Genomic DNA, 23,065 nt, shown 5'->3' on the forward strand with positions numbered 1-23,065 from the left:
GACCGCCATCTATTGCCGACCGGGTTACGGGCGGGCGCAGGCGAAGCTCGCGGCAACGTCCGGATCACCCGCGCGATACCGGGGCCAGCCCGGATAGGCGCACAGGGGACGGGTGCGGTGGTGGGACAGGTCGGTCACGACCTCGTTCGCGGGTGGCTGTCCGGCTTCGGTCCACCGCTCGAGCACCGTGAGGGAGTCCCAGCCGGCCGCGAACGCCGGCGTGCCGAAATTGGCGTGGTTCGCCCCGGGGACGACGTAGTAGCGCAGGAACGCACCGGTCTCCCGTGGCCCCAGCACGGCGCGGACCCGCTCGTAGTAGTCGCTCGTCGAGAGGGGTGAGACCAGCTCGTCCGCGGCGCCGTGGAGGAGGATCAGCTTCCCGCCGGCGCGGGCGAACGGGCGCAGGTCCGCGTCGTTCCGGTCCTCCACTGTGGACAGGAAGCTGATCCGGCCGAGCCACCGGCCGGGGTGCCGGGGATCCACTTCCAGCGGGCTGTGGCGCGGGTCCCGGGTCAGGAAGTACTTGACCCACTGGTCCCAGTACTGCGTCCCGTACCCGCTCGTCACCGGCATCGGGTCGGCCGGCGCGGTGGTGCCGAACCCGAGGAACGGGGTCCGCATGTCCGCCCCCGAAAGGAACGGGAAGCCCGGGTACCCGGTTTCGCCGCTGGCGATCCGGTACGGCCACCGGAACGGGGAGGACATCGCGGTCACGGCCCCGATTTGGGCGTCCGACAAGCAGGCCGGCCCGGTATCCGCTCCTCCCGGGCAGCGGAGCGTGCGCGGATCGAAACGACAGCCGCCCGGGTTCGAGACGACCTTGTCCCGGACACCGTCCTGACCGTCGCACGCGTCGACGACGCTGTCGTAGAGCAGGGTCTGCTTCCCGGGCCCGGGAAAGGCGCCGGGGCGCGCCAGGATCTGCGTCATGTAGCCCAGGTCCAGGATCTCGGCGAGGTTGTTCCACGCCGGGTACGCCGAGATCACCCCGTCGAACGCGGCCGGCCACCGCTGGGCGACGACGAGTGCCTCGCGGCCGCCGGTCGACCCTCCGGCGAAGAAGACTTCGGCGGGCATCGCCGCGTAGGCGTGCCGGATGAGGAAAAGGCTCGCGTCGCGCGTTTTCTTGAGGGCGTCGCCGGCCGCGAAGTTCCGCAAGGCCTCGTCGTTCACGCCGAACGAGCCGTCCAGTGACGGCGGGGACGCCGGGTTCTGCCGGTGGCCGGAGTCGCTCGCGAACGTGGCGTACCCGCGGGCCAGCGGCACCGGCCGGTCGGCGGGACCGAACGGCACGTTCGCCGTCAGGTCCGGGATCGTGCCGTCGAACCCGCCACCGCCGAACATCATCGCCTTGTGGTTCCAGGCGCGGGGCAGCGCGACACGCAGCTTGATGGCGGGCGCGGCCGGGTCGACGGGAAAGAGGTCGGCGTCGACCTGGCAGTACTGGCCACGGACGGGATCGGACACGACCGAAACCGCCGTGACGCGACCGCCGGTGGTCGGCAGGCTCATGACCGGCACGGGAATCCGCAGCCCGGCCAGCGCGGCACACGCCGGCACCGCCGAGGCGGCCGCGGCGGGTCCCGGCACGCTCGCCGCCAGCATCAAGGCCGCCGACACGGCGAGCCGGCGTGCTCTCCTCATGGCCGGCCGCTCCGGACCTCGCGGGACGGCTGGTGGAGGTGCGCACCCGGGACGGCGAGCGGATCGGCACGGACCTCGGCGGGGTTCGTCTCGGGCAGGAACCACGCGCTGGCGAAGGTGATCAGCCCCATCGCCGCGATGTAGGCGGCGACCGGCAGGGTGCTGCCGGTACCCGCGATGAGCGCGGTCATGAGGAACGGCGTGCCGCCGCTGACGACGATCGCCGACAGCTGGTAGGCCAGCGACGCGCCCGAGTAGCGGACGCCGGGCGCGAAGAGTTCACCGAGGAAGCTCGCGATCGGGCCGTAGGTGAGGCACTGGAACACGAAACCCACCGTCACCGCGACGAAGATCAGCGGCAGTGACGCGGTGCCGACGAGCCCGAAGTACGGGAAGGCCCAGACGGCGACACCCAGCCCGCCGACCAGGATGAGCGGACGTCGGCCCACCCGGTCCGAGAGGTGGCCGGACCACGGGATGATCGCGAGCATCGCCACGGAACCGGCCAGCACGACCGCGAGAAGGGCATTGCGCTCGAGCTTCAGCGTGCCGGTGCCGTAGCTCAGGAGCCCGGAAATGCTGACGTAGAACAGGCTGTTGGTGGCCGACAGCAGCCCGCACCCGAGCAGGATGGTCCGCCACCGGGTGCGGAGGACCTCGGCCAGCGGGGCGCGGGCCACCGGCTTCGACACCGCCCGCTGCAGCTCCCGGAACTCCGGGGTGTCCTCCACCCTGGCCTGGATGTAGAGCACCACCCCGAACATCACGACGCTGAGCAGGAACGGGATGCGCCAGCCCCAGCCGAGGAAGGCGGCGTCCGGCATCAGGCCGCCGGCGGCCACGAAGATCAGGTTCGAGAGGATGACCGCGACCGGGACGCTGGTCTGGCCGAAGGTGCCGGCGAACCCGCGTCGCTTGGGCCCGGTGGATTCGGTGAGCAGCAGCACGATGCCGCCCCACTGGCCGCCGGCCGCGATCCCCTGGACGAAGCGCAGGGTGACCAGCAGGATCGGCGCGAGTACCCCGACGTCCGACGCGCTGGGCAGACAGCCGATCAGGAACGTCGCCGTGCCCATCAGCGCCAGGCAGGCGACGACCACCGGCTTGCGCCCGTACCGGTCCCCGAGGTGCCCGGCGAGCACGCCGCCGACCGGCCGCGCCACGAAGCCGGCCCAGAAGGTGCTGAAGGCCAGGAGGGTTCCGGTCAGCGCCGACGCGTGCGGGAAGAACACCTTGGGGAACACCAGCGCGGCCGCGGTGCCGTAGAGGAAGAAGTCGTACCACTCGATCGAACTGCCGATGAGCCCCGCCGCGAGCAGCTTGCGGAAGGCCCGGCGCCGGGTCGTGGTGAGCGGGATGGCCATGGATGCCGCCTTCGTCGGGGAGCGCAGGCAGGTGATGGCGGTGATGGTAGGGCGCCGTTACGCTGCGGGCTGAGGTGTGGACCACCCACTCCTCCCGCCGGAACGGTGGGTCCTTCGCCCACCCGATGCCGAGGAGGGACGGCTCCCGTGACCAGTGCGGCGGAACCGCGCCGTCAGCGTGAACTGGCGTCGTTGTACGCGACCGTCAAGTCGCTCACCGCGCTCGGCGAGCTCGACCAGGTCCTGCAGTCGATCGTCCACCACGCCCACGACCTGATCGGCACGGACTTCACCTACCTTTCGCTGGTCGGCGCGGACGGCAGGCTGTCGGCGCGCGCGTCGGAAGGCACGATCTCCGCCGGGTTCCTCGCGGCGACCATCCCGGCCACCGTCGGGCTCGGGGGCAAGGTGCTGGCTTCCAAGAGCCCGCACTGGGTGCGCGACTACGCCACCTCGACGCTCATCCAGCACGATCCGGACTTCGACCGCCTGGTCGTCACCGAGGAACTGGTCGCGCTGCTCGGGGTGCCGCTGGTCGTCCGCGGTGAAGCGGTGGGCGCCCTGTTCGCCGCGGACCGCTCCGAACGGTCCTTCCAGGCCGAGGAGATCGCGCTGCTGAACGCGTTCGCCGACCACGCCGCGGTCGCGCTCGACAACGCCCGGCTCTACGAAGCGAGCCGGACCGCCTTGCGGGAGCTGCGGGTCGCGTACCGCAAGATCGAGCGGGCGCAAGCGATCCACGAGGCGCTGACCGGTGTCGTGCTGGGCGGCGGGACCCCGGCCGACGTCGCCCAGCACCTCGCCGACCAGCTGGGCGGAAGCGTCACCCTCCTGGACCGGGCGGCGGAGATCGACCTGGCCGGCGTCGTCGAAGACGCACGCCGTTCGGGCCGCTGCGCGGTATCGGTGCGCCCGGACGGAACCACCCGCAGCGTGGCGGCCGTGCAGGCGGGCGACAGTTACCTCGGCGCGCTGGTGTGGCGCCGGACCGCGGCCGGCCTGCCGGACGACACGGACCTGCGGACCCTCGAGCGGGCCACGCACATCCTGGGGTTGCTCATCCTCAAGGAGCGGGCCGTGGCCGAGGCGGGCGAGCGGCTGAGCGGAGAGCTGCTGACCGAGCTGATGGTCGGCAGTCCCGGGATCGGCCCGGCCCAGCGCGCCCGCGCCCGGGCGCGCGACATCGACGTCGACGGCCTGGATCTGGTCCTGGTGGCGGACTCCCCCGCGGCGCCGCCGGCCGACCTCGCGCGGCACCTGCACGACATCGCCCGGGAACGCGCCGGGCTGGCCGGCGAGCACCTGGGCCGGGCGACGATGATCCTCCCCGGCGCCGTCGACGAGGCGACCGTCACGGAAGTCCACAAGAGACTCCGGCGGACGCTCGGCGCCGCCGTCATCGTCGTCGGGGAACGGGCGGGCGGCCACGACTGGGCACGGGCGTTCTCCCTGGCCGGGCGCTGCGCCGCCGTGCTGCGCGCGCTCGGGCACACCGACGTCGGCGCCACCACCCGTGAACATGCCTTGTACGCCATGGTCTTCGACCCCGAACGGGCCGGCGAGCTCGAGCGCTTCCTCGCCGGCTCGATCGGCCCGCTCCTCGAGTACGACCGGCGGCGGGGCACCGACCTCGTCGGCACCCTCACCGCCTACTACGGCCACCGCGCCAACGTCGCCGCGACCGCCCGCGCGGTGCACCTGCACGTCAACACGCTGCTCAAGCGGCTGGACCGGGCCGGCACGGTCCTCGGCTTCGACTGGCGCCACGAGAACGACCTGGAACTGCGGCTCGGGCTCCGGCTGCACCAGCTCCGGTCGGCCGTCAGTTCTTCTTCAGCTCCTCGGCGAACATCACGATGATGCCGCTGGGACCGCGGACGTACGTGAGCTTGTAGACGTCCTCATAGGTCGCCACGCCACGCAGCGGACGGCAGCCGTGCCTCGCGGCTGTCTCAAGGGCTTTGTCGATGTCGTCGACCGAGAAGGCGACGCGGTGCATGCCGATCTGGTTGGGAGGAGTGGGCTTCGATTCGATCGCTTCCGGGTGGATGTACTCGAAGAGCTCGAGGCGACCGTGACCGTCCGGCGTCTGGAGCATGGCGATGTGGGCGTGGTTGCCATCAAGGCCGACGGCGGTGTCGGTCCATTCACCACTGACCGTGTCACGGCCGACGACCGTGAGACCGAGGTCGGTGAAAAAGGCGATCGCTGCTTCGAGGTCGCGAACGGCGATGCCGACGTTCTCAAGTTTGATGGCCATGCGCTGCATGTTACCGAGCAGCGCCGGTGGCGAGCCGGGGCTCGATCGAACCGGCGCCCGCTCGCCCCGGCGACGTGAGTGACTCGTTCGCGAAGCTCCCTTTTCGCGAACGAGTCACTCACACCCCTCGTCCCTCAGGAGGCGCTGCAACTGACGCTGGGCCAGTTCCGGTTCCCGTTGGTCATGATGGTGACGCCCCAGTTGTCGCCGTTGCCGTTGGGTTTCGCGATGAGGACCTGGCTGCTGGGCCAGCTGGCGCTGATGTTCCAGGTGGCGCTGATCCTCTCGGGGCTCGGCACGTTCATCGTGACCGTCCACGAACTCGAGCCGCTGACCGAGACGTTGAGGTTGTACCGGTCACTCCACGACTGTCCCGCCGACAGCGTGGCGGTGCAGCTGCCGCCGCCCGGTGGCGTGGTCGTGGTCGTCGGTGTCGTCGTGGTCGTCGTGGTCGTCGTCGGGCCCGTCGGAGTGGTGGGTGTCGTCGTCGGGCCGACGACGTTGAGGGCGTTCAGCACCGAGTTGTAGGCGGCCTTCTTGTTGCCGCCGCCGTCGAACAGGAGCGGGCTCTCGCTGGACCGCCAGGAGTCGCTGTCCCGCACGCCCCACACGGTGATGCCTGCGCAGCGCGCGACGTTCATGCACGCCTGGGTCAGCGCCGTGTACTGCGAGGTGGACGCGTTCGTGACGTCGACCTCGGTGAGCGCCACGTCGACGCCGAGCGCCGCGAAGCTGGAGATCGTCGTCTGGAAGTTGCCCGGGACCGAGCTGCCGCCGGTGAAGTGGGCCTGCAGGCCGACGCAGTCGATCGGCACGCCGCGGGACTTGAAGTCCTGGATCATGCGGTACACGCCCTGGGTCTTGCCGTAGCTCCAGTTGTCGATGTTGTAGTCGTTGTAGCAGAGCTTGACCGACGGGTCGGCCGCACGCGCCGTCCGGAACGCGACCTCGATCCAGTCGTTGCCCGTGCCCTGCAGGTTCGACTGACGGCGGCTGCCGTCTTCGTTGAACGCCTCGTTGACCACGTCCCAGTACGCCAGTTTGCCCTGGTAGTGGGCCATCACCTTCTGGATGTGGTTGATCATCGCGTTGCGCAGCGTGCTGCCGCTCATGCTCTGCATCCAGCCCGGTTGCTGACCGTGCCAGGCGAGGGTGTGCCCGCGGACGCGGGAGCCGTGGCTGACCGCCCAGTTGTAGACCTGGTCGCCGCCCGAGAAGTTGAACTGGTTCTGGTTGGGCTCGGTCGCGTCGATCTTCATTTCGTTTTCGGGCGTCACCATGTTGAACTCGCGCGCCGCGATCGTGGTGTAGGCCGAATCGCCCAGCCGTCCGGAGGCGATCGCGGTGCCGAAGTACCGGCCGGACTGCGCGGCGGCGGCCCCGAGTGTGCCGGCCGCGGCATCGGCGCCGGGCGCCGTCACCAGGACAGCAGCCGTGGCCGCCACGGTGGCCACTCCCGCCACTACTCGGGCGGCCGGCGACCGCCACCACCGCCGTCCCGACGAACTCCCTGCCATCCGTGGTCTCCTTCCGGGCGCACGCCCAGGAGACGCCCGACGGCGATCTGGACGATCGATGAAGTTCACCTGCTGTCAGCAGGAGAGCACGGCGCGGGAGCACCACGCAAAAAGTTTCGAACGAGTTTCGAAAGCCCGGCAGCGGTCGCGAGACTCCCGCAGAAGGCTGCCGACGCGGGCGAGCACCGGCACACTGTCCTGAGCCACCGTGGCGCGCGCTTCGACGTAGCCGGGAGGATCCGTGTCCGTGGACAACACCGTGACCGGGACGGCCGGCGCGGTCGTGCAGGCGAACACGATCCAGGGCGGGGTGCACTGGCACGTCGACGCGCCCGTCGAATTCCCGCAACCCCGGCAGCTTCCCGCGTCGACGCGTGACTTCGTCGGGCGCGCGGCCCAGCTCCGCGAGCTGGACACGGTGCTCGCGAGCGACGACCGGCCGGGAACCGTCATCGTCTCCGCGACCGACGGCGCCGCGGGGATCGGGAAAACCACGCTGGCCCTGACCTGGGCGCACCGCGCCGCAGAGCGCTTCCCGGACGGTCAGCTGTACGTCAACCTGCGCGGTTTCGAACCCGCCGGTACGCCGATGCCGCCGGAGGAGGCGCTGCGTGGCTTTCTCGCCGCGTTCCGGATCCCCGCGGACACCATGCCCGCCGAGCTGCACGCGCTCGAGGCCCTGTACCGGAGCCTGCTGGCCGGACGCCGGCTCCTGATCGTCCTGGACAACGCCCGGGACAGCGAACAGGTCAGGCCGCTGCTGCCGGGCAGCCCGACCTGCGCCGTCGTCATCACGAGCCGGAACCGGCTGACCGAACTGGTGGTGCGGGACAGCGCCCGGCTCGTCACCCTCGACATGCTGTCCCGCGACGACGCACGCGAACTCCTCGCGCGCCAGCTCGGTGACGAGCGGATGACCGCCGAGCCGGCGGCCGTCACCTCCCTCATCCGGTCGTGTGCCGGTCTGCCCCTGGCCCTGACCATCGCCGCCGCACGCGGCGCGGCCGATCCGCAGTTTCCGCTGACCGTCCTCGCCGACGAACTCGAGGACGAGCGAAGCAGGCTCGCCGGCCTGGAAGCCGGGGACCCCCGCACCGACCTCGAGTCGGTCTTCTCGTGGTCATACCGGTCACTGTCACCGCAGGCCGCCGGATTGTTCCGCTGCCTCGGCGCGCAGCCGGGAACCGACGCCGGCCTCGAAGCGATCCGCGCCTTGACAGGCAGGTCTGCCGCGACGGCGAGAGCGCTGGTCGCCGAGCTCGTCCGGGCGAACCTCGCGGATCAGTACCTGCCGGGCCGGTACCGGATGCACGACCTCCTCCGGCTCTACGCCCGGCACCTGAGGACCGCCGAGGATGCCGAGCCGCTGAACCGGATGCGCACCTGGTACCGCGACCGCGCGGCCGCCGCGGTTTCGTGGCTGGATCCGACGCTGGCCGTCGACCGCCACTTCCGCACGTGCAGCGAAGCGATCTCCTGGCTCGAAGCTGAGCGCGGGAACCTGGTGGCGATCGTCCTGGACGAGGGGAATCCCCGGCTCTCGGCCGAACTGGCCTGCCTGCTCTCCCCGTTCTTCCACGAACGCTCCAACTTCGACGAATGGCACCGCACCTTGACGGCCGCCTTCCGGCTGGCCGACGGAGACCGCCAAGCCGTGGTCGGCAGCCACCTGCGGCTCTTGAAAGCCGTGGTGCACACGCACGTCGACCTGGGTGACGAACAATCCGGCGACGCGCACGCTCTGGTCTACCTCGCGAAGGCTCGACTGATGTCCGGACGCGCCCGTCAAGCCCAAGAAGCCGCGACAACGGCTTTGGGCCGCCTTCGGACGCTCGGCGACCGGCGTGCCGAAGGGTGGGCCCTGCTGGTCCTCTCCGATGTGTACGGCTATCAGCTTCTGTTCGACGAAGCGACCGATGCCCTCGAGCAGGCCTCGGAGATCTGGCGGGGGCTCGAAGATCGTTGGTTCGAAGCGGAAACGCTCATGCGGAGAGCGAAGGCGGATCGCTACCGCACCCAGGTCTCCGACGCCGTCGAATGGCTTGACCGTGCGTATGCGATCTACGACTCCTTCGGCGACTTGACCGGCAAGGCGAAAGCGGTCAGCCTTCGCGGCAGCATCGTGGGACAGTACGGCGACGCCAAACAGGCCTATGAGGCTCAGTTGCTCGCCCACCGCTTCGCAACGGACGCAGCCGACCTCCGCCTCGAAGCAGCCATTCTCGAAGAACTGTGCGTAGCGGCGAGGCAAGGGGGAAATATTGCGGCTTGCCGGGCTCACCACGACCGCTGGACGGCGGTTGCCGAAGCGCTCGGGGATCCCGAAGGGGTCATCGCCGCGTCGAGGGCCCGGGGAACGACGTACTCCCATTTCGGTGACCACACGCGCGCCGTTTCCCTCCTCCGGGAACAGCGAGAACGAGCACGCGGTCTTCGCATCGAAACCGAAGGATGGACGATCTGCGCGCTCGGGGACGCCTACTTCCGGCAGGGCCGGGTCACCGACGCACTTCGCTGTTATTCGGAATATCAGAAGCTAGTCCAAGGGCACAGCGAACTTCTGGAACACGCATTGCACGCACTCTTCGACCTGTACCGCGAAGCCGGCAACCTCGCCGACGGTATCTCCTGCGCCGAACGCCGCATCGAATTACTCCATCACAGAGGAGATCCCGGACGCGAAGGCATCGCCTGGGACGACGTGGGTTACGCCTGCTCCGACTCCGGCCGCTACCGAGAGGCCATTGCGGCGCACACCCGAGCGCTCGATCTCCGTTCAGCGATGGGCATGGATTCCTACCGGCGCGGCTGGGGTCTCGTTGATGTCGCCTGCGCGTACCTCGAGACCGGCAGGTTCGACGACGGTCTCGAGGTACTCCACACAGCTTGCTCAGTCCGCGAAAGAGCGGGAAACTCCTTCGGGACCCATCAGGTCGTGGGCATGATAGCGAGCGCGCACATCGCCCGGCGTGACTTCGACTCCGCGCGCCCCTTCGTCGAACGAATTCTCCGGCTGCCGTTCACCGTCGACGAACCGGCAGTCGAGACCTTGCGCGGGGTATTCCGAAGCTATTCCGGCCAGTACCGGTTCGATGACGCCGAAGTGTGCTACCGGCGAGCCCTGCCGGCAGCGCGGCTTCTGGGCGACCGGAACGTGGAAACGAACCTCCGCTACATCGCGGCTGAATCGAGGCTCAAAGCGGGGCGAAGTGCGGAGGCTCTCGAGCTGCTCCGTCACGACCTCGACCTCGCCGAAGCGTCAACGGACTTCGCGACTGCCGTGCAGCTCCGCCTCGAGATCGCCACCGCGTTGACCGGCCTGCGTCGACTTGGTGAAGCCGAACACGAAGTGCGGCAGGGGATCCAGGCGGCACGGGCGACGGGAAGCGCCGGTGACCACGTGTGGTTCCTGAACCTCCGCGGCCGGATCCACCGGAAGCAGGGCCGGTTCGAGAAAGCGCGGCGAGTCCTCGCCACCGGTGTCGGCCTGGCCGATCGCCACGGCGACCTCGCGGCCAAGGCCGAACTCCTCGCGGGCCTGGCGACGACCTGCCTCGCAGCAGGCGATCCGCGGGCCGCGGCCGAGGCGCAGCGCGCGCGTCTCGAACTGGATCGCGCCGGGGGCGACGACCGGAAGGTCGCGGTCACCCTCGCCGAGCTGTCCAGGGCGTGCGGCGCGGCCGCCGACCGGTCTTCGGCGGCCCGGTTCCTCGACGCGGGCGTGACCTTGGCCCGGCAGCTGGAGGACCCGCGCGCCACAGCGACCGCCCTCGGCGCGTGCGCGCGAGCCGCGGAGACCCTGGGATCGTTCGCCGACGCCGCGCGATACCTCGTCGAACAGGGCGACCTCAGCCGGAAGGTGTTCGATCTGGGCGAGCAGGCGAAATCACTCTCGGACCTCGCCGAACTCCATCGCCGCGCGAGCCACCGCGCCGAGGCGCGCGAACTCCACCAGCGGAGCCTGGACGTGCGCCGGGAGCTCGGTGACCCGCCCGGCATCGCCGACCAGCTTCGCCGGCTGGGCGTGGTCGTCGCGGAGCTCGACGAACTCGACGAGGCGGCCGGGCTGCTGACCGCCGGCTCCGCCATGGCCGGAGACCTCGGCGAGCTCGCTCGGCTCGCGGACGCCTGCCGGGCCCTCGCGGCCGTGCACGAACGCCGCGGCGACACCCGGCGAGCCGGGGAACAGCTGGCCCGATGCGGGTCGCTGTCCCGGCGGCTGGCCAGGGAGAGCCCGGCCGTCACGGCTCGGCGATGTCCAGGGTGACTTCGGTCAGCGGACGGCCCACACACGTCAGGACGAAACCGCCGGCCTGCTGCTCGGGGGTCAGGCAGTTCGGCCCGTCCATGGCGACCTCGCCGCCGCGGAGCTTCACCATGCAGTCCCCGCAGTTGCCGACCGTGCACGAGTACGGCATCGGCAGCCCGGCCGCCAGCCCGGCGTCGAGCAGGGTCTGGCCGGGCTCGACCACCGGGGAACCGACCTCGCGCGGCCCGTCCTCGACGATCATCTTCCGCGGCACGGTGACCACGGTGGTCACGTCCGCCCCGCTGGTGTAGCGCTCCTGGTGCACGTGCTCGCCCGGCACGCCGCGTTCGGCCAGGACCTTCCGGACCAGGTCCATGAACGGCTCGGGCCCGCACACGTAGTACCGGGCCTCTTCCGACGGCCGCAGCCCGGCGAGCCAGTCGTGCGCTCCGGCGGCGTCGAGCCGTCCGTGCTCCCGGGTCAGGACCGGGGTGACCGTCAGCCGTTCCGGATGTCCCTGCGCCAGCCGGGAAAGCTCGCCGGCGAAGATCATCTCCGTCTCGCTGCGGCTGCTGTGGAGGAGCGCGATCCGGCCGGTCGACGGCGCCGCCAGAAGGGTGCGGATCATGCTCATCATCGGCGTGACCCCGCTGCCCGCGGCGATCAGGACGACCTCGTGCGCCGCCGCCGGGTCGACGTGGAACGCTCCCGAAGGACCGCGCACGAACAGCCGGTCGCCGGCACGCAGGTGCCGGTGGACGTGGGCCGAGAACCGGCCGCCGTCGACGTGCTTGACCGTGACCTCCAGCCGTGGCGCCCCGGGCGCCGACGACGCCGAGTACGCGCGGCGCACCGGCCGGCCGTCGATGTCGGTCACCAGCGTGAAGAACTGCCCGGGCCGGAAGTCGAAGGAGCCCGGGCGCCCGGCGTCTTCCAGTACGAGCGTGACCGCGCTGGGAGTCTCTTGGCGCACCTCGACGATCCGCACCTCCCGCAGGGGATTCGCCGCCGCGGGCCCGGCGGCGGACCGCCGTGAACGGGTCTCGACGTCCTCGTAGCCTTCCTTCCGCAACCCGGACCGGTACGTGCGGTTGATCACCGGCCGCAGCATCCGGCCGATCCCCGGGATCTTCGTGACGACCTTGAGCAGGCGGCCGAGCAGACCGGCATCGGCCATGTTCGCGGCGAGGTGGTTTCCGGCCACGGCCATCAGGTCCGGCACCTCGCCGGGCCCGGGGCGGGCCGCGGTCCACACGCGCGAGCGGGCGAGGGCGTCACTGGCGGTCACTTCGGCGTGTTCGACGTCGATGAGCAGCGCCGCGTGCGGCGGTGTCCCGCGCAACGCCATCGTCTCCAGCAACGCGGGATCGTCGGTGATCGAACCCCGGCCACGCACGTGCAGCACGCCGGTCCGGCCCGGGACGAGGGCGGCGAAGGAAAGCCGGTCGTCCCGGAGGAGGTTGTACAGGCTGTCCGCGCGCTTGTTGCCCTTCCGGTCCGGGATGACGAGCGTGCGGCCGTCGAGGATCCGCGCGACGGCCTGCCGGTCACCGCGCGGACTGGTGTCGGCGCCGCCGGAGTCGTCCCAAGTGGACAGAGCCAGGAACGGGGCCGCGGCGAGGAACTCCGCGACGCCGGGGTTGCCCAACGGACCCTCGCCCCAGACCTCGGGTACCGGCCCGGCGGGCGCGGGCGGCTGCCACAGGCGGGAGCGGATGACCGCCTGCGCACAGTGCACGTAGGCCTCCTGGACGTCCACGAACGTCTCGGCACCCTTCCGTTTGGCCACGGAACCGTTGACGCGCAACACTTCCCCGACGCCCGGCAGGAGGAAGACGAACGAAACCGGGCCGTGCGCCTCGCCGTCGGGCAGGGTGAACGACATGCGCGTGGGCGAGTGCACGCGGACGAACCCCGGCGTGCCACCGACGAACGTCGTGCGGCTGACGCCACCGGCATCGCGGTAGCCGAAGGCCGCGAGCGGGCAGTGCGCCAGGACGTCCCGGCAGCCTTCGTCGAGGGCGCCGACCTGCTTCAGCATGATCATCGACGGCGGCTTGCCCAGGATCGCCTCGACCTCGCCGGCCGTCGTGATGCGCGGGAGCGCGCTCACCGAAGTCTTGTTTTCGCTGCTCACCGCACTATTATGAGTAATAGCTCAGATACTTGCTACTCGCTTTTGCCGCCCTTGGAGGAGACCAGGGATGCCCACCGGAAACCGTCGCTTGGAGCCACGTCGGAAGCCCCGCCAGGTGCGCGCCGAACTCACGCGCGAGCGCATCCTCACCGCGGCTGCTCACGTTTTCGCCGACCACGGCTACGCCGCCGGCACCACCAACCGCATCGCCGAGCGCGCCCGCATCTCCATCGGCTCGCTGTACCAGTACTTCCCCAACAAGGACGCCATCCTCGCCGAGCTCCTGATCCGGCACGTCGACCGCGGCACCTGGACCGGCGCCGACGAACTCGACTTCTCGCCCGGGACGCTGGAGACGACGGTCCGGGCGCTCGTCCGCGACGCGATCGACAACCACGACGACGATCCCCAGCTGCTCCGGGTGATGATCGAGGAGCTGCCGGCCTCCCGCGAGCTGCGCGACACGATGGACCGGCACGGAAAGCTGCGCACGGCCCAGGTCCGCGACGTCCTCCTCCGGCACCCCGACGTCCACGTGGGCGACGCGGGCGTCGCCGCTGATCTCATCCTGTTCACCGTCGAGATCAACACGCACAGGTTCATGGCCGCCCCGCGAACCGTCCCCGTCGAGACGTTCGAGAACGAGCTGGTCGCGATGGTGACCCGCTACCTGCGCGGGGACCAGTGACGCAGCCCGGCGAACTCCCGCTGCTTGTCGGCGGGCATCGTCCCGATCACGGCGAAGGCCGCTAGCTCAGCACCGCCACGATCCGGGTGCCGGGCGCAAACGCCCCGGCCTCGATGCGGGCGAACAAGCCGTAAAGCATCTTGGCCTCGTACACCCGGTCGGGCGTGATCCCGTGGCGAGCACTGAAGTCGGCGATGAAAGCGTCCAGCTCCGGCTTGCGCTTGGCATAGCCGCCGAAGTGGAAGTCGTACTCGATGGCCCAGTTCGACGTCACCTCGCCGACGGCTTCGCGCTGCAGCCGCCGCACTTCGTCGTCCAAGAACTGACCGCCCTTGAGCACCGCGAAGCCGAGGACACGCTGCTCCACGCCGAGGCCGGCTGCGATTCCGGCCAGGGTGCCGCCAGTGCCGCAGGCGCAAGCGATGACATCGAACTCCGTCGTGATCTCGGTGGTCAGCTCGGCGCAGCCCCGCACTGCCAGGCCGTTGCTGCCGCCTTCGGGCAAGACGTAGCACGGGCCGAACTGCTCCGACAGCTGCGCGAGCACGTCCGGCTCGGTCTTGCGGCGGTAGGTGGCGCGGTCGAGGTAGGTCAGCACCATGCCGCGGCTGGTGGCGTAGGCCAAGGAGTCGTTGAGCGGCAGGTGCTCCTCACCACGGATCACCCCGACGGTCTCGAAGCCCAAGTAGTGACCGGCAGCAGCAGTCGCCCGGATGTGGTTGGAGAACGCCCCGCCGAACGTCAGGAGCCGACCGAAGCCGTGCTCCCGGGCCGCCTCGAGGTTGTAGCGCAGCTTGCGCCATTTGTTCCCCGGCACTTCGGGATGGATGAGGTCGTCGCGCTTGAGCAGCAGTTCGACGCCGTACGGCTCCAGCCGCTGGTCCCGCAGCCCGACGAGCGGCGACGGCAGGCGCACGAGCTCTGCCAGGTCGCCCTCGCCGAGGTTCACGCAGGTCAGCGTAGTGGCAGTTCATGACCCCCCAGCGGCCGCCACGCACTCCGGCGGCAGCTCGAACCACTGCGCGTCCTCGAAGCCGCCGGCCGCCCGGCCGGGCTCCGGGCCGCTCGCCGCGCCCAAGATCCGGTCCGCGTCTTCGAGCTGTGCCGGCAAAGCGGTCTCCGGCAGCGTGTCCTCGGCGGGCGGCTGGCGCACACCGTCCGCGGTGTACCGCAGGCCGGACAAGCTCAGCCGGGGTTCCGTCGCGCGGTGGTGGCGCCACCGGCCGGTCACCGGGTCGAACCGGTAGTCCGGCAGCAACCGCCACCCCCGCGCCGCGACCTGGCGCACCGCCTCGATCACGTAGCCGGCCACCGCGTCGGACATCGTGTAGTCGAAGCTGATCCGCACCCAGCCCGGCTTGCCGCCTTCCCGGCCGGCGAGCACCTCGTCCCGGAACCGCCGCGAGCGGTCCGGGCCGATCCCGAGCAGCCGGTGGCCGTAGGGGCCGGCGCAGGAACAGCCACCGCGGACCTGGATGCCGTACAGGTCGTTGAGCAACGCCACCACGTAGTTGTGGTGCAACAGCTTCCCGCTCGGGCCGCGCACCAGCAGCGACACGATGGCCACCCGGTCGGCGCCGGAGTTGCCGAGCACCTGGAGGTTCGGCTCGGCCGACCACGAGGCGAGGGCGCGCCGCAGCACCGCCTGCTCCCGTTCGCGGACGGCCTCGACGCCGACCGCCTGCTGCAGGCCGAACACCAGCCCCGCCCGGACGGATTCGACGATCGCCGGCGTACCGCCTTCCTCGCGGTGCGCGGCATCGCCGATGTAGTGGTGGTCCGTCGCGCTGACGTAGTCCACGGTGCCGCCACCGGGCACGCTCGGCACGCGGTTCGCCAGCAGTTCCCGGCGCACCACCAGCACCCCCGGGGTGCCGGGACCTCCGGCGAACTTGTGCGGCGACAGGAAGATCGCGTCCTTGGCGGAACGTCCCCCGTGGTCCATGCGCACGCCTCCGTGCGGCGCGGCCGCCGCGCAGTCCCAGAACGCGAGAGCGCCGTGCGCGTGCAGGACGTCGGTGATCGCCGCGGTGTCGGTGAGGACGCCGGTCACGTTCGACGCCGCGGAGAACGACCCGATCTTCAGCGGCCGGGCGGCGTGGCGGGCCAGTTCGTCACGCAACGCGGGCAGGGACACGTGGCCGTCGGCGTCCTCCGGGATCGTGACCACGTCGCAGATCGATTCCCGCCACAGGAGCTCGTTGGAGTGGTGCTCGTAGGGGCCGAGGAAGACGACCGGCCGGTCCTCGGGAGCGATCGCGCCGGCCAGGCGGTCCGCCAGCGCGGCCGGGATGCGCAGGCCGAGGATGGTGATCAGCTTGTCGATGGCGCCCGTGGAGCCCGAGCCGGTGAAGACGACGACCGTGTCCTCGCCGCCGCCGACGGCGTCCCGGATCACCGAACGGGCTTCCTCGCGCAGCGCGGTGGTCTGCGCCGCGGTGGCCGAGGAATCGCTGTGGGTGTTGGCGTACCAGGGAAGGACGTGGTCGCGGACGAAGTCTTCGATGAACGAGACAGCGCGTCCGGACGCGGTGAAGTCTGCGTAGGTCACGCGGCGGCGGCCGAAGGGGCCGGCCATCGCCAGGTCGTCACCGATGATCGACTGCCGCACCTTTCGCATCAGCGCGTTCTCCGCCACCGTTCCATTGGAGGACACCCGACGGCCGGGCGGCAGAGGAAAACGGGCAGTTCTCGTGGCCTGACGTGCTCCGGGCCGGAGTGGATCACCTCGCGGCCAGCCGTACGCGCAGTCCCGTCAGCAGGGCGTCCAAGCCGAGGTCGAACGCCTCGTCGGCGCGGTCGCGGCCCCGCGGCGCGGCGCCGATCGCGGCGCCGAGGGTGGGCAGGTCGTCCCGCTCGAGCCGCCAGACCTCGTCCGGCGCCGCGAGGTCGAGGGCCGCACCCAGCGCGTAGCAGTCCAGCGCGCCGATCCACAGGACGATCTCGCGCACGGGAACGCCGGTACGGCGCAAGAGGACCGCGATGCTTTCGTAGGCGTGCAGAACCGGCCCCGCGGTCATCGTCTGCTCGTTCAGCAGCGGGATCAGGGCGGGGTGCTCGGCCAGCACCCGCCGGTAGCCGCGCATCCACCGGCCGATCTGCTCGCCCCAGTCGCTCTCGTCCAGCGGGGGCGGGTCGATCGCCGTGGCCATCCGTTCGCGCAGTGCCTCGACGATCGCGGTCCGGCCGCTGAAGTGGTGGTAGATCGAGGACGCGCTCACGCCGAGCCGCGTGGCCAGCTCGGCCATCGTCAGCCGCCCGGTGGCGTCGACGCACGCGAGGGCGGCATCGAGGATCGCGTCGGTATCGAGCAACCGTTTTCGTCGCTGGACCACAAACCCTCCACTATATCGGTCGCCACAGACGGTAGCGGTCGACGAAATCCTTGACGACCCCGACGCGCTGGCGCATGCTTAAGCGAATATCGTTCGGTTAAGCATCCCAGGCCCGAGAGGACGCCACCATGGCCGGATCTTCCCCCGACCCCGCACCCGACTCCCTCAAGCGCGGCGTCCTCGGCACGCGCAGCCTCGTCTTCATGGTCGTGGCGGCCGCGGCCCCGCTGACCGTCATGGCCGGTGTCGCGCCGCTGGCCATCATGATCGGCGGGATCGGCGCCCCGGCCGGCTACATGGGCGCCGGGATCGTGCTGGCGGTGTTCGCCGTGGCGTTCACCCGGATGACCCGGCACGTGGGCAGCGCCGGCGCTTTCTACGCCTACATCGCGAAGGGCCTCGGCAAGACCTGGGGGTTCGTCGCGGCCCTGCTGGCGCTGATGTCGTACAACACCCTGCAGATCGGGATCTACGGGCTGTTCGCCGCCCAGGCCAAGGCCACGCTGGCCGACGTCTTCGGGCTGGACGTCCCGTGGCCGGTCATCGCCCTCGCCGCCGTCGCGCTCGTGCTGCTGGTCGCCTGGCTGGGGATCGACGTCGGCGCGAAGGTGCTCGGCGTGCTGCTGGTCCTGGAATCGGGAATCCTGCTTTTGATGGCGATCGGTGTCCTGACGCACGGCGGCGCGTCCGGCGTCGACGCGAAGTCGTTCGCCCCCGGCGCCCTGTTCACTCCCGGCATGGGCGGCGTGCTCGCCTTCAGCTTCGCCGCGTTCATGGGCTTCGAATCCACCGTGCTGTACCGCCGCGAAGCCCGGAACCCCGAGCGCACCATCCCGCGCGCCACCTACATCGCTGTCGGCTTCATGGCCGTCTTCTACTGCTTCGTCGTCTGGTCGGTCATCCAGGCCTTCGGCAGTGGCCAGGTCGTCAGTGCGGCCGCCGGGGACATCGGCGGCCTGTTCTTCACCGCCATCGGAACGTACGTCGGGTCCTGGGCCGCCACCGTCATGCACCTGCTCGTGATCAGCAGTGTCTACGCGGCCCAGCTCGCCTTCCACAACGCGATCACCCGCTACACCCACGCCCTCGCCCAGGACGGGCTCCTGCCCGCGTGGGTCGGGAAGGTCCACCCGCGGTACGGCTCGCCGTACCGGGCGAGCATCGTGCAGACCGTGCTCGCGGCCGCCGTGATCGCGGTGTTCGCGGTCGCCGGGGCCGACCCGTACACGCAACTGCTGCTGTGGGTGAACACCCCGGGCGTGGTGGGGATCCTGGTGTTGCAGACCCTGACCGCGATCGCCACCGTCGCGTACTTCCTGCGGCGGAACAAGGCCGCGAGCACCCCGGTCGCGGTGGCCGCCGGCATCGTCTCCTCCGTGCTCCTGGCGGTCGCGACCTTCATCCTGGTCGACAGCGTCGGCCTGCTCACCGCCGCCTCGGCGACCCTGAACGTGGTGCTCGTCAGCATCGTCCCCGCGACGATGCTGATCGGCGGCGCGGTCGCCGTCTGGCTGCGCAAGCGGCGGCCCGCCGCGTACGCGCGCATCGGCGAAGGCGACGGCGAAACCCAGCCCGCCCCCGAAGGGATCCCCGCGTGAACCTCATCGTCTGCGCCGACACCGTGCACACGCTGGCCGGCGACGACCGGCCGGTCGAGGCGATCGCGATCACCGGCGGCGTCGTCACCGCGGTCGGCACCCGCCGGGACGTCCGCGACTGGCGCCGTCCGGTGACCGAAGTCGTCGACCTGGGTGCCGCCACGGTGACCCCCGGCCTGGTCGACGGGCACCTGCACGCGGTGATGGGCCTGCAGCTCGCGGCCGGCGTCGACCTGTCCACCGCCCGCTCCCTCGACGAGGTGCGGCACCTGCTGGCGGTTGCGGCCGCCGAACGGCCGCCCGACGACTGGGTCCAAGCGTGGGGCCTGGACCCCAACGTCTTCGGCGGCCGGCCGGTGACCAGCGCCCCGATCGAGGCCGCGACCGGCGGCCGTCCCGCCTTCGTGCGGCTGTTCGACGCCCACTCCGCCCTCGCCACCCCGGCCGCGCTGCGGATCGCCGGCGTCGACGGCCCCCGGCGGTTCGCCCAGCGGTCGAGCGTCGTCTGCGACGAAAGCGGACGGCCGACCGGCCTGCTGCTCGAGGCCGCCGCCATGGACCTGGTCGCCAGGCACGTTCCCCGCGAACCGGTGGCGGTCCGGGCCGCCTGGCTGCACGCGCTGCTCACCGAGATGGCCGCCCACGGCCTCACCGGCGGCCACGTCATGGACCTGCTCGACGACAGCGCCGAGGTGGTGGCCGCCGCCGAAGACCTCGGCGACCTCCCGCTGCGCCTGCGGTTCGCGCCCTGGTGCGACCCCGGGGCCGACGTGGACGAGCTGATCGCCCTCCAGGGTCGACGTGGCCGCCGCTGGGAGATCGGCGGCGTGAAGCTCTTCATCGACGGCACCATCGACAACGGCACGGCGTGGCTGGAGCAGCCCGATTCCCACGGCGAGTCGACGGACAGCTTCTGGACCGACCCGGCCGCCTTCACGAAAGCCGTGCACGCGCTCGCCGCGGCCGGCGTCCCGACCGCGACCCACGCGATCGGCGACGCCGCCGTGCGGTACGTCCTGGAAACCCTCGACGGACTCGGCCGCCCCGCGGCGGCACCGCACCGCATCGAGCACATCGAGACGCTGCCGACCGAGCTGATCGGCCGGTTCCGGCGGCAGGGCGTCGTGGCGAGCATGCAGCCGACCCACAGCCACTTCACCCGGGCCGACCACACCGACAACTGGTCGTCCCGCCTCGGCGGCGAACGCGCCGGCCGGGCGTGGCGCTGCCGCGACCTGCGCGACGCCGGCGTCCCGGTCGTCCTCGGCTCCGACTGGCCGATCGCCCCGTTCGACCCGCGCGGCATCCTCGCCGCCGCCCAGCTGCGCCGTCCGGCCGGCGAACCGGAAATCCCGCCGGTGCAACCGCAGCAGGGCCTGACCCCGTTGATGGCACTGGAGGGCTACACGTCACTGGCCACGGCGGCCGCGGGTGGCATCGCCGGAATCAGGATCGGCGCGCGTGCGGATCTCACGGCCTTCACGCTCGACCCGCTCCGCACGGCCCCGGACGAACTGGCCGACGCGCCGATCGCGATGACCGTCGTCGACGGCACGATCGTCCACCGCGGTGGCACGCGCTGAGTCGCCCGAGAAACCCAGGTGCTCCTCGGTACCTCCCCGGGTAGCGTGCGTCCGCATGGCATCGAAACTGGCGCGCCCTCCGCTCCAGGCGGACGAACGCACCGCGCTGATCGGCTGGCTGGACCTGCAGCGGCAGATTCTTCGCTGGAAATGCGAAGGGCTGAACGAAGAAGACGCGCACCGCCCGGTCATCCCGACCTCGCCGGCCATGACGATGGCCGGTCTCATCGCGCACATGCGCTGGACCGAGCACACTTGGCTGGAAGTGTTGTTCCTCGGCGGCGACGAGAAGCAGAACCCGTCGTTCGACGAGTCGGCCGAGGACGCCGACTGGCGCACCGAAGGCCGTTCGCTCGCCGAGCTCGTCGCGGAGTACGAAGCCCAGTGCGCCCGCAGCAACGAGATCGTCGCGTCGGCCTCCCTCGACGACGTCGGCCGGCACCCCGGCTACCGCGCCGGGAGCGCCAACCTCCGCTGGATGCTGATCCACCTCATCGAGGAGACCGGACGACACGCGGGGCACGCCGACATCGTCCGGGAACTCCTCGACGGCACCAAGGGCTACTACTGAGCGCAGGTCCGACGATCAGAGCAACGCCCACGCGCGAGTCAGGGTGTCGCGCAGGATCTGCTCCATCTCGTCGAACTGCGGCTGGTCGCAGATCAGCGGCGGCGACAGCTGCACGACCGGCTCGGCGCGGTCGTCGGCGCGGCAGTACAGCCCCGCCTCGAACAGCGCATCGGACAGGAAGCCGCGCAGGACGCGCTCGGACTCGTCCGCGCTGAACGTCTCCTTGGTCTTCTTGTCCTTCACCAGCTCGATGCCGTAGAAGAAGCCCGCGCCGCGGACGTCGCCGACGATCGGCAGGTCGGTCAGCTTGTCCAAAGTGGACCTGAACGCCGTTTCCCTTGACAGCACGTGGCCGTAGAGGTCCTCGCGCTCGATCAGGTCGAGGTTGGCCAGCGCCACCGCGCACGACACCGGGTGGCCGCCGTAGGTCGAGCCGTGCATGAACGTCGTGGCGCCGCGGGTGAACGGCTCCATCAGCCGCTCGCTCGCGAGCACCGCGCCCAACGGCGCGTACCCGGACGTCAGGCCCTTCGCCGTGGTGATGATGTCCGGCTGGTAGCCGTAGCGCTTGGCGGCGAAGTCGTACCCGACCCGGCCGAACGCGCAGATCACCTCGTCGGACACCAGCAGCACGTCGTGCTTGTCGCAGATTTCGCGGACCCGCGCGAAGTAGCCGGGCGGCGGGACGAAGCAGCCGCCCGTGTTCTGCACCGGCTCCAGGAACACCGCGGCGACGGTGTCCGCGCCCTCGAACTCGATGGCCTGCTCGATCTGGTCGGCGGCCCAGCGGCCGTAGGCCTCGTAATCGTCGGCGTGCTCGGGCGCGCGGTAGAAGTTCGTGTTCGGGACGCGCAGGGTGCTCGGCACCAGCGGCTCGAAGTCGGCCTTCGCGCCGGGGATGCCGGTGATCGACAGCGCACCCTGCGACGTGCCGTGGTAGGCCAGCGCGCGGCTGATCACCTTGTGCTTGCCCGGTTTCCCGACCAGCTTGAAGTACTGCTTCGCCAGCTTCCACGCCGTTTCGACGGACTCGCCGCCGCTCACGGTGAAGAACACACGGTTCAGGTCGCCCGGCGCCGCGTGGGCGAGCCGGGAGGCCAGCTCGATCGCCGTCGGGTGCGCGTGGCCCCACAGCGGGAAGTACGCGAGCTGCTTCGTCTGCCGCGCGGCGGCTTCGGCGAGTTCCTCGCGACCGTGGCCGACCTGGACCGCGAACAGGCCGGCGAGCCCGTCCAGGTACCGCTTCCCGCGGGCATCCCAGATGTACGGGCCTTCGCCGCGCACGATCACCGGGACGTCGGTCTCGTCGTAGGCGGAGTGCCGGGTGAAGTGCATCCAGAGGTTGCTGCGGGCGGCCTGGGCGAGACCGGCGGCGTCGGCGGAAACGGGCTCGGCGGTAGTGGTCATGACTCGGTTATCGCACGTCCGGAGCCCAGACGCAAGCGATTCAGTCGTACTGACGAGATCGCTCGACTAATTCATGGTCAAGAATCCCGCTTGACCTTCGGATTTCGTCGTCACCCTCAGCGAGTGCCCCACTGGTAGGTCTGTTTCCGCAGCTTGAGGTAGACCATCGCCTCCGCGTGCCGGACGCCGGGCAACGCGCGGATCCGCGTCGAGATCAGCTGGAGCAGCTCCTCGTCGTCGGCGCAGACCGCTTCGCAGAGCACGTCGTAGCGCCCGGCACACAAGATCACGTACGCGATTTCGTCCATTTCGGCCAGCGCGTCCCCGACCGGCTCCAGCGGGCCGTCGACGGTGATCGCGATCATCGCCTGCCGGAAGAGCCCGACCTGCAAGGGATCCGAGACGGCGACGATCTGGATGACGCCGGAGTCCGACAGCCGCTGCACCCGCTGCCGGACGGCCGCCTCCGACAGGCCGACGGCCTTGCCGATGGTCGCGTAGGCGCGACGCCCGTCCTCCTGCAGCTGCGCGATGATCTGCCGCGAGATGTCGTCGAGCACCGGCGGCGCGGGCCGGTTCGGGATGTCCTGGCTGCTCACGTCCCGGATCATCCCCGACGGGCGGCAGCGAGGAAACCCGGCACGCCGTCACAACCCGTGACTAAATCCGAAGGACGCCAGCCAGGCCGACAACGGATTCAGTCGTCTTCGAC

16 protein-coding genes are annotated in these 23,065 nt (G+C 70.7%); 6 read left to right on the top strand and 10 right to left on the bottom strand.

Features of this window, described 5'->3' with window-relative positions; genetic code table 11:
- Nucleotides 1-24 precede the first annotated feature (24 nt).
- Both CF165_RS20965 and CF165_RS20970 read right to left on the bottom strand, forming a co-directional pair.
- Entirely contained in the window at nucleotides 25-1,644 is a 1,620-nt protein-coding gene (locus tag CF165_RS20965; RefSeq protein WP_093949227.1) for a tannase/feruloyl esterase family alpha/beta hydrolase, read from the bottom strand.
- The gene (locus CF165_RS20970; RefSeq protein WP_093949228.1) at nucleotides 1,641-3,008 is read right to left on the bottom strand and encodes an MFS transporter; all 1,368 of its coding nucleotides are present in this window, start codon (nucleotides 3,006-3,008) and stop codon (nucleotides 1,641-1,643) included. Before CF165_RS20970 ends, CF165_RS20965 begins: the two co-directional genes overlap by 4 nt.
- Before the next feature lie 147 nt (nucleotides 3,009-3,155).
- Between CF165_RS20970 and CF165_RS20975 the strand changes: the two genes are divergently transcribed.
- Nucleotides 3,156-4,868, top strand: coding sequence for a helix-turn-helix domain-containing protein (locus CF165_RS20975; protein WP_093949229.1), 1,713 nt, complete (start codon nucleotides 3,156-3,158; stop codon nucleotides 4,866-4,868).
- Here CF165_RS20975 and CF165_RS20980 read toward each other — a convergent pair.
- Both CF165_RS20980 and CF165_RS20985 read right to left on the bottom strand, forming a co-directional pair.
- Nucleotides 4,831-5,268 (bottom strand): VOC family protein, encoded by a 438-nt coding sequence (locus CF165_RS20980; RefSeq protein WP_093949432.1) that lies wholly within the window; start codon nucleotides 5,266-5,268, stop codon nucleotides 4,831-4,833. The genes CF165_RS20975 and CF165_RS20980 overlap by 38 nt on opposite strands.
- A 134-nt stretch (nucleotides 5,269-5,402) precedes the next feature.
- Complete coding sequence (locus tag CF165_RS20985) at nucleotides 5,403-6,785, bottom strand: glycoside hydrolase family 10 protein (protein WP_093949230.1); 1,383 nt, start codon at nucleotides 6,783-6,785, stop codon at nucleotides 5,403-5,405.
- 247 nt (nucleotides 6,786-7,032) lie between these two features.
- Between CF165_RS20985 and CF165_RS20990 the strand changes: the two genes are divergently transcribed.
- Complete coding sequence (locus CF165_RS20990; protein ID WP_158226803.1) at nucleotides 7,033-11,052, top strand: tetratricopeptide repeat protein; 4,020 nt, start codon at nucleotides 7,033-7,035, stop codon at nucleotides 11,050-11,052.
- Here the strand turns inward: CF165_RS20990 and CF165_RS20995 are convergent.
- Nucleotides 11,027-13,171, bottom strand: coding sequence for a 2Fe-2S iron-sulfur cluster-binding protein (locus tag CF165_RS20995; RefSeq protein ID WP_240521698.1), 2,145 nt, complete (start codon nucleotides 13,169-13,171; stop codon nucleotides 11,027-11,029). The two genes, CF165_RS20990 and CF165_RS20995, sit on opposite strands and share 26 nt — an antisense overlap.
- A gap of 115 nt (nucleotides 13,172-13,286) precedes the next feature.
- Here CF165_RS20995 and CF165_RS21000 point away from each other — a divergent pair, with 115 nt between their 5' ends.
- A complete protein-coding gene (locus CF165_RS21000; RefSeq protein WP_240521699.1) occupies nucleotides 13,287-13,859 on the top strand; it encodes a TetR/AcrR family transcriptional regulator in 573 nt (190 codons plus the stop codon).
- Between the two features lie 61 nt (nucleotides 13,860-13,920).
- On the opposite strand, the gene CF165_RS21005 is transcribed toward CF165_RS21000, so the two are convergent.
- The 3 genes from CF165_RS21005 to CF165_RS21015 form a co-directional block, all read right to left on the bottom strand.
- Nucleotides 13,921-14,808 (bottom strand): 1-aminocyclopropane-1-carboxylate deaminase/D-cysteine desulfhydrase, encoded by an 888-nt coding sequence (locus tag CF165_RS21005; RefSeq protein ID WP_240521700.1) that lies wholly within the window; start codon nucleotides 14,806-14,808, stop codon nucleotides 13,921-13,923.
- Nucleotides 14,809-14,829: 21 nt separating this feature from the next.
- Nucleotides 14,830-16,497 carry an aminotransferase class V-fold PLP-dependent enzyme gene (locus CF165_RS21010; protein ID WP_093949233.1) on the bottom strand — a complete coding sequence of 556 codons (1,668 nt, stop codon included), beginning with the start codon at nucleotides 16,495-16,497 and terminating at the stop codon, nucleotides 14,830-14,832.
- Nucleotides 16,498-16,582: 85 nt separating this feature from the next.
- Entirely contained in the window at nucleotides 16,583-17,173 is a 591-nt protein-coding gene (locus tag CF165_RS21015; protein WP_158226804.1) for a TetR/AcrR family transcriptional regulator, read from the bottom strand.
- Nucleotides 17,174-17,322: 149 nt separating this feature from the next.
- Between CF165_RS21015 and CF165_RS21020 the strand changes: the two genes are divergently transcribed.
- From CF165_RS21020 to CF165_RS21030, 3 genes are read left to right on the top strand one after another with little or no spacing between them, the layout of a single operon-like run.
- Nucleotides 17,323-18,792 (top strand): APC family permease, encoded by a 1,470-nt coding sequence (locus CF165_RS21020; RefSeq protein WP_093949235.1) that lies wholly within the window; start codon nucleotides 17,323-17,325, stop codon nucleotides 18,790-18,792.
- A complete protein-coding gene (locus CF165_RS21025) occupies nucleotides 18,789-20,375 on the top strand; it encodes an amidohydrolase (protein WP_093949236.1) in 1,587 nt (528 codons plus the stop codon). The genes CF165_RS21020 and CF165_RS21025 overlap by 4 nt, the downstream gene beginning before the upstream one ends.
- 55 nt (nucleotides 20,376-20,430) lie before the next feature.
- A complete protein-coding gene (locus CF165_RS21030; RefSeq protein WP_093949237.1) occupies nucleotides 20,431-20,946 on the top strand; it encodes a DinB family protein in 516 nt (171 codons plus the stop codon).
- Between the two features lie 15 nt (nucleotides 20,947-20,961).
- On the opposite strand, the gene CF165_RS21035 is transcribed toward CF165_RS21030, so the two are convergent.
- Both CF165_RS21035 and CF165_RS21040 read right to left on the bottom strand, forming a co-directional pair.
- Nucleotides 20,962-22,353, bottom strand: a complete 1,392-nt coding sequence (locus tag CF165_RS21035) for an aspartate aminotransferase family protein (RefSeq protein WP_093949238.1) — start codon at nucleotides 22,351-22,353, stop codon at nucleotides 20,962-20,964.
- A gap of 116 nt (nucleotides 22,354-22,469) precedes the next feature.
- A complete protein-coding gene (locus CF165_RS21040) occupies nucleotides 22,470-22,964 on the bottom strand; it encodes an Lrp/AsnC family transcriptional regulator (protein WP_167441528.1) in 495 nt (164 codons plus the stop codon).
- Nucleotides 22,965-23,065 lie beyond the last annotated feature (101 nt).

The sequence above is a fragment of the Amycolatopsis vastitatis genome (assembly GCF_002234595.1).
Classification (GTDB): domain Bacteria; phylum Actinomycetota; class Actinomycetes; order Mycobacteriales; family Pseudonocardiaceae; genus Amycolatopsis; species Amycolatopsis vastitatis.

Excerpts from the sequence above, each read along its gene's own strand:
- CF165_RS21020 (WP_093949235.1), top strand. The coding sequence starts at position 17,323 with ATGGCCGGATCTTCCCCCGACCCCGCACCCGACTCCCTCAAGCGCGGC.
- CF165_RS21030 (WP_093949237.1), top strand. The coding sequence starts at position 20,431 with ATGGCATCGAAACTGGCGCGCCCTCCGCTCCAGGCGGACGAACGCACC.
- CF165_RS20980 (WP_093949432.1), bottom strand. The coding sequence starts at position 5,268 with ATGGCCATCAAACTTGAGAACGTCGGCATCGCCGTTCGCGACCTCGAA.
- CF165_RS20985 (WP_093949230.1), bottom strand. The coding sequence starts at position 6,785 with ATGGCAGGGAGTTCGTCGGGACGGCGGTGGTGGCGGTCGCCGGCCGCC.
- CF165_RS20970 (WP_093949228.1), bottom strand. The coding sequence starts at position 3,008 with ATGGCCATCCCGCTCACCACGACCCGGCGCCGGGCCTTCCGCAAGCTG.
- CF165_RS21035 (WP_093949238.1), bottom strand. The coding sequence starts at position 22,353 with ATGACCACTACCGCCGAGCCCGTTTCCGCCGACGCCGCCGGTCTCGCC.
- CF165_RS21040 (WP_167441528.1), bottom strand. The coding sequence starts at position 22,964 with ATGATCCGGGACGTGAGCAGCCAGGACATCCCGAACCGGCCCGCGCCG.
- CF165_RS20965 (WP_093949227.1), bottom strand. The coding sequence starts at position 1,644 with ATGAGGAGAGCACGCCGGCTCGCCGTGTCGGCGGCCTTGATGCTGGCG.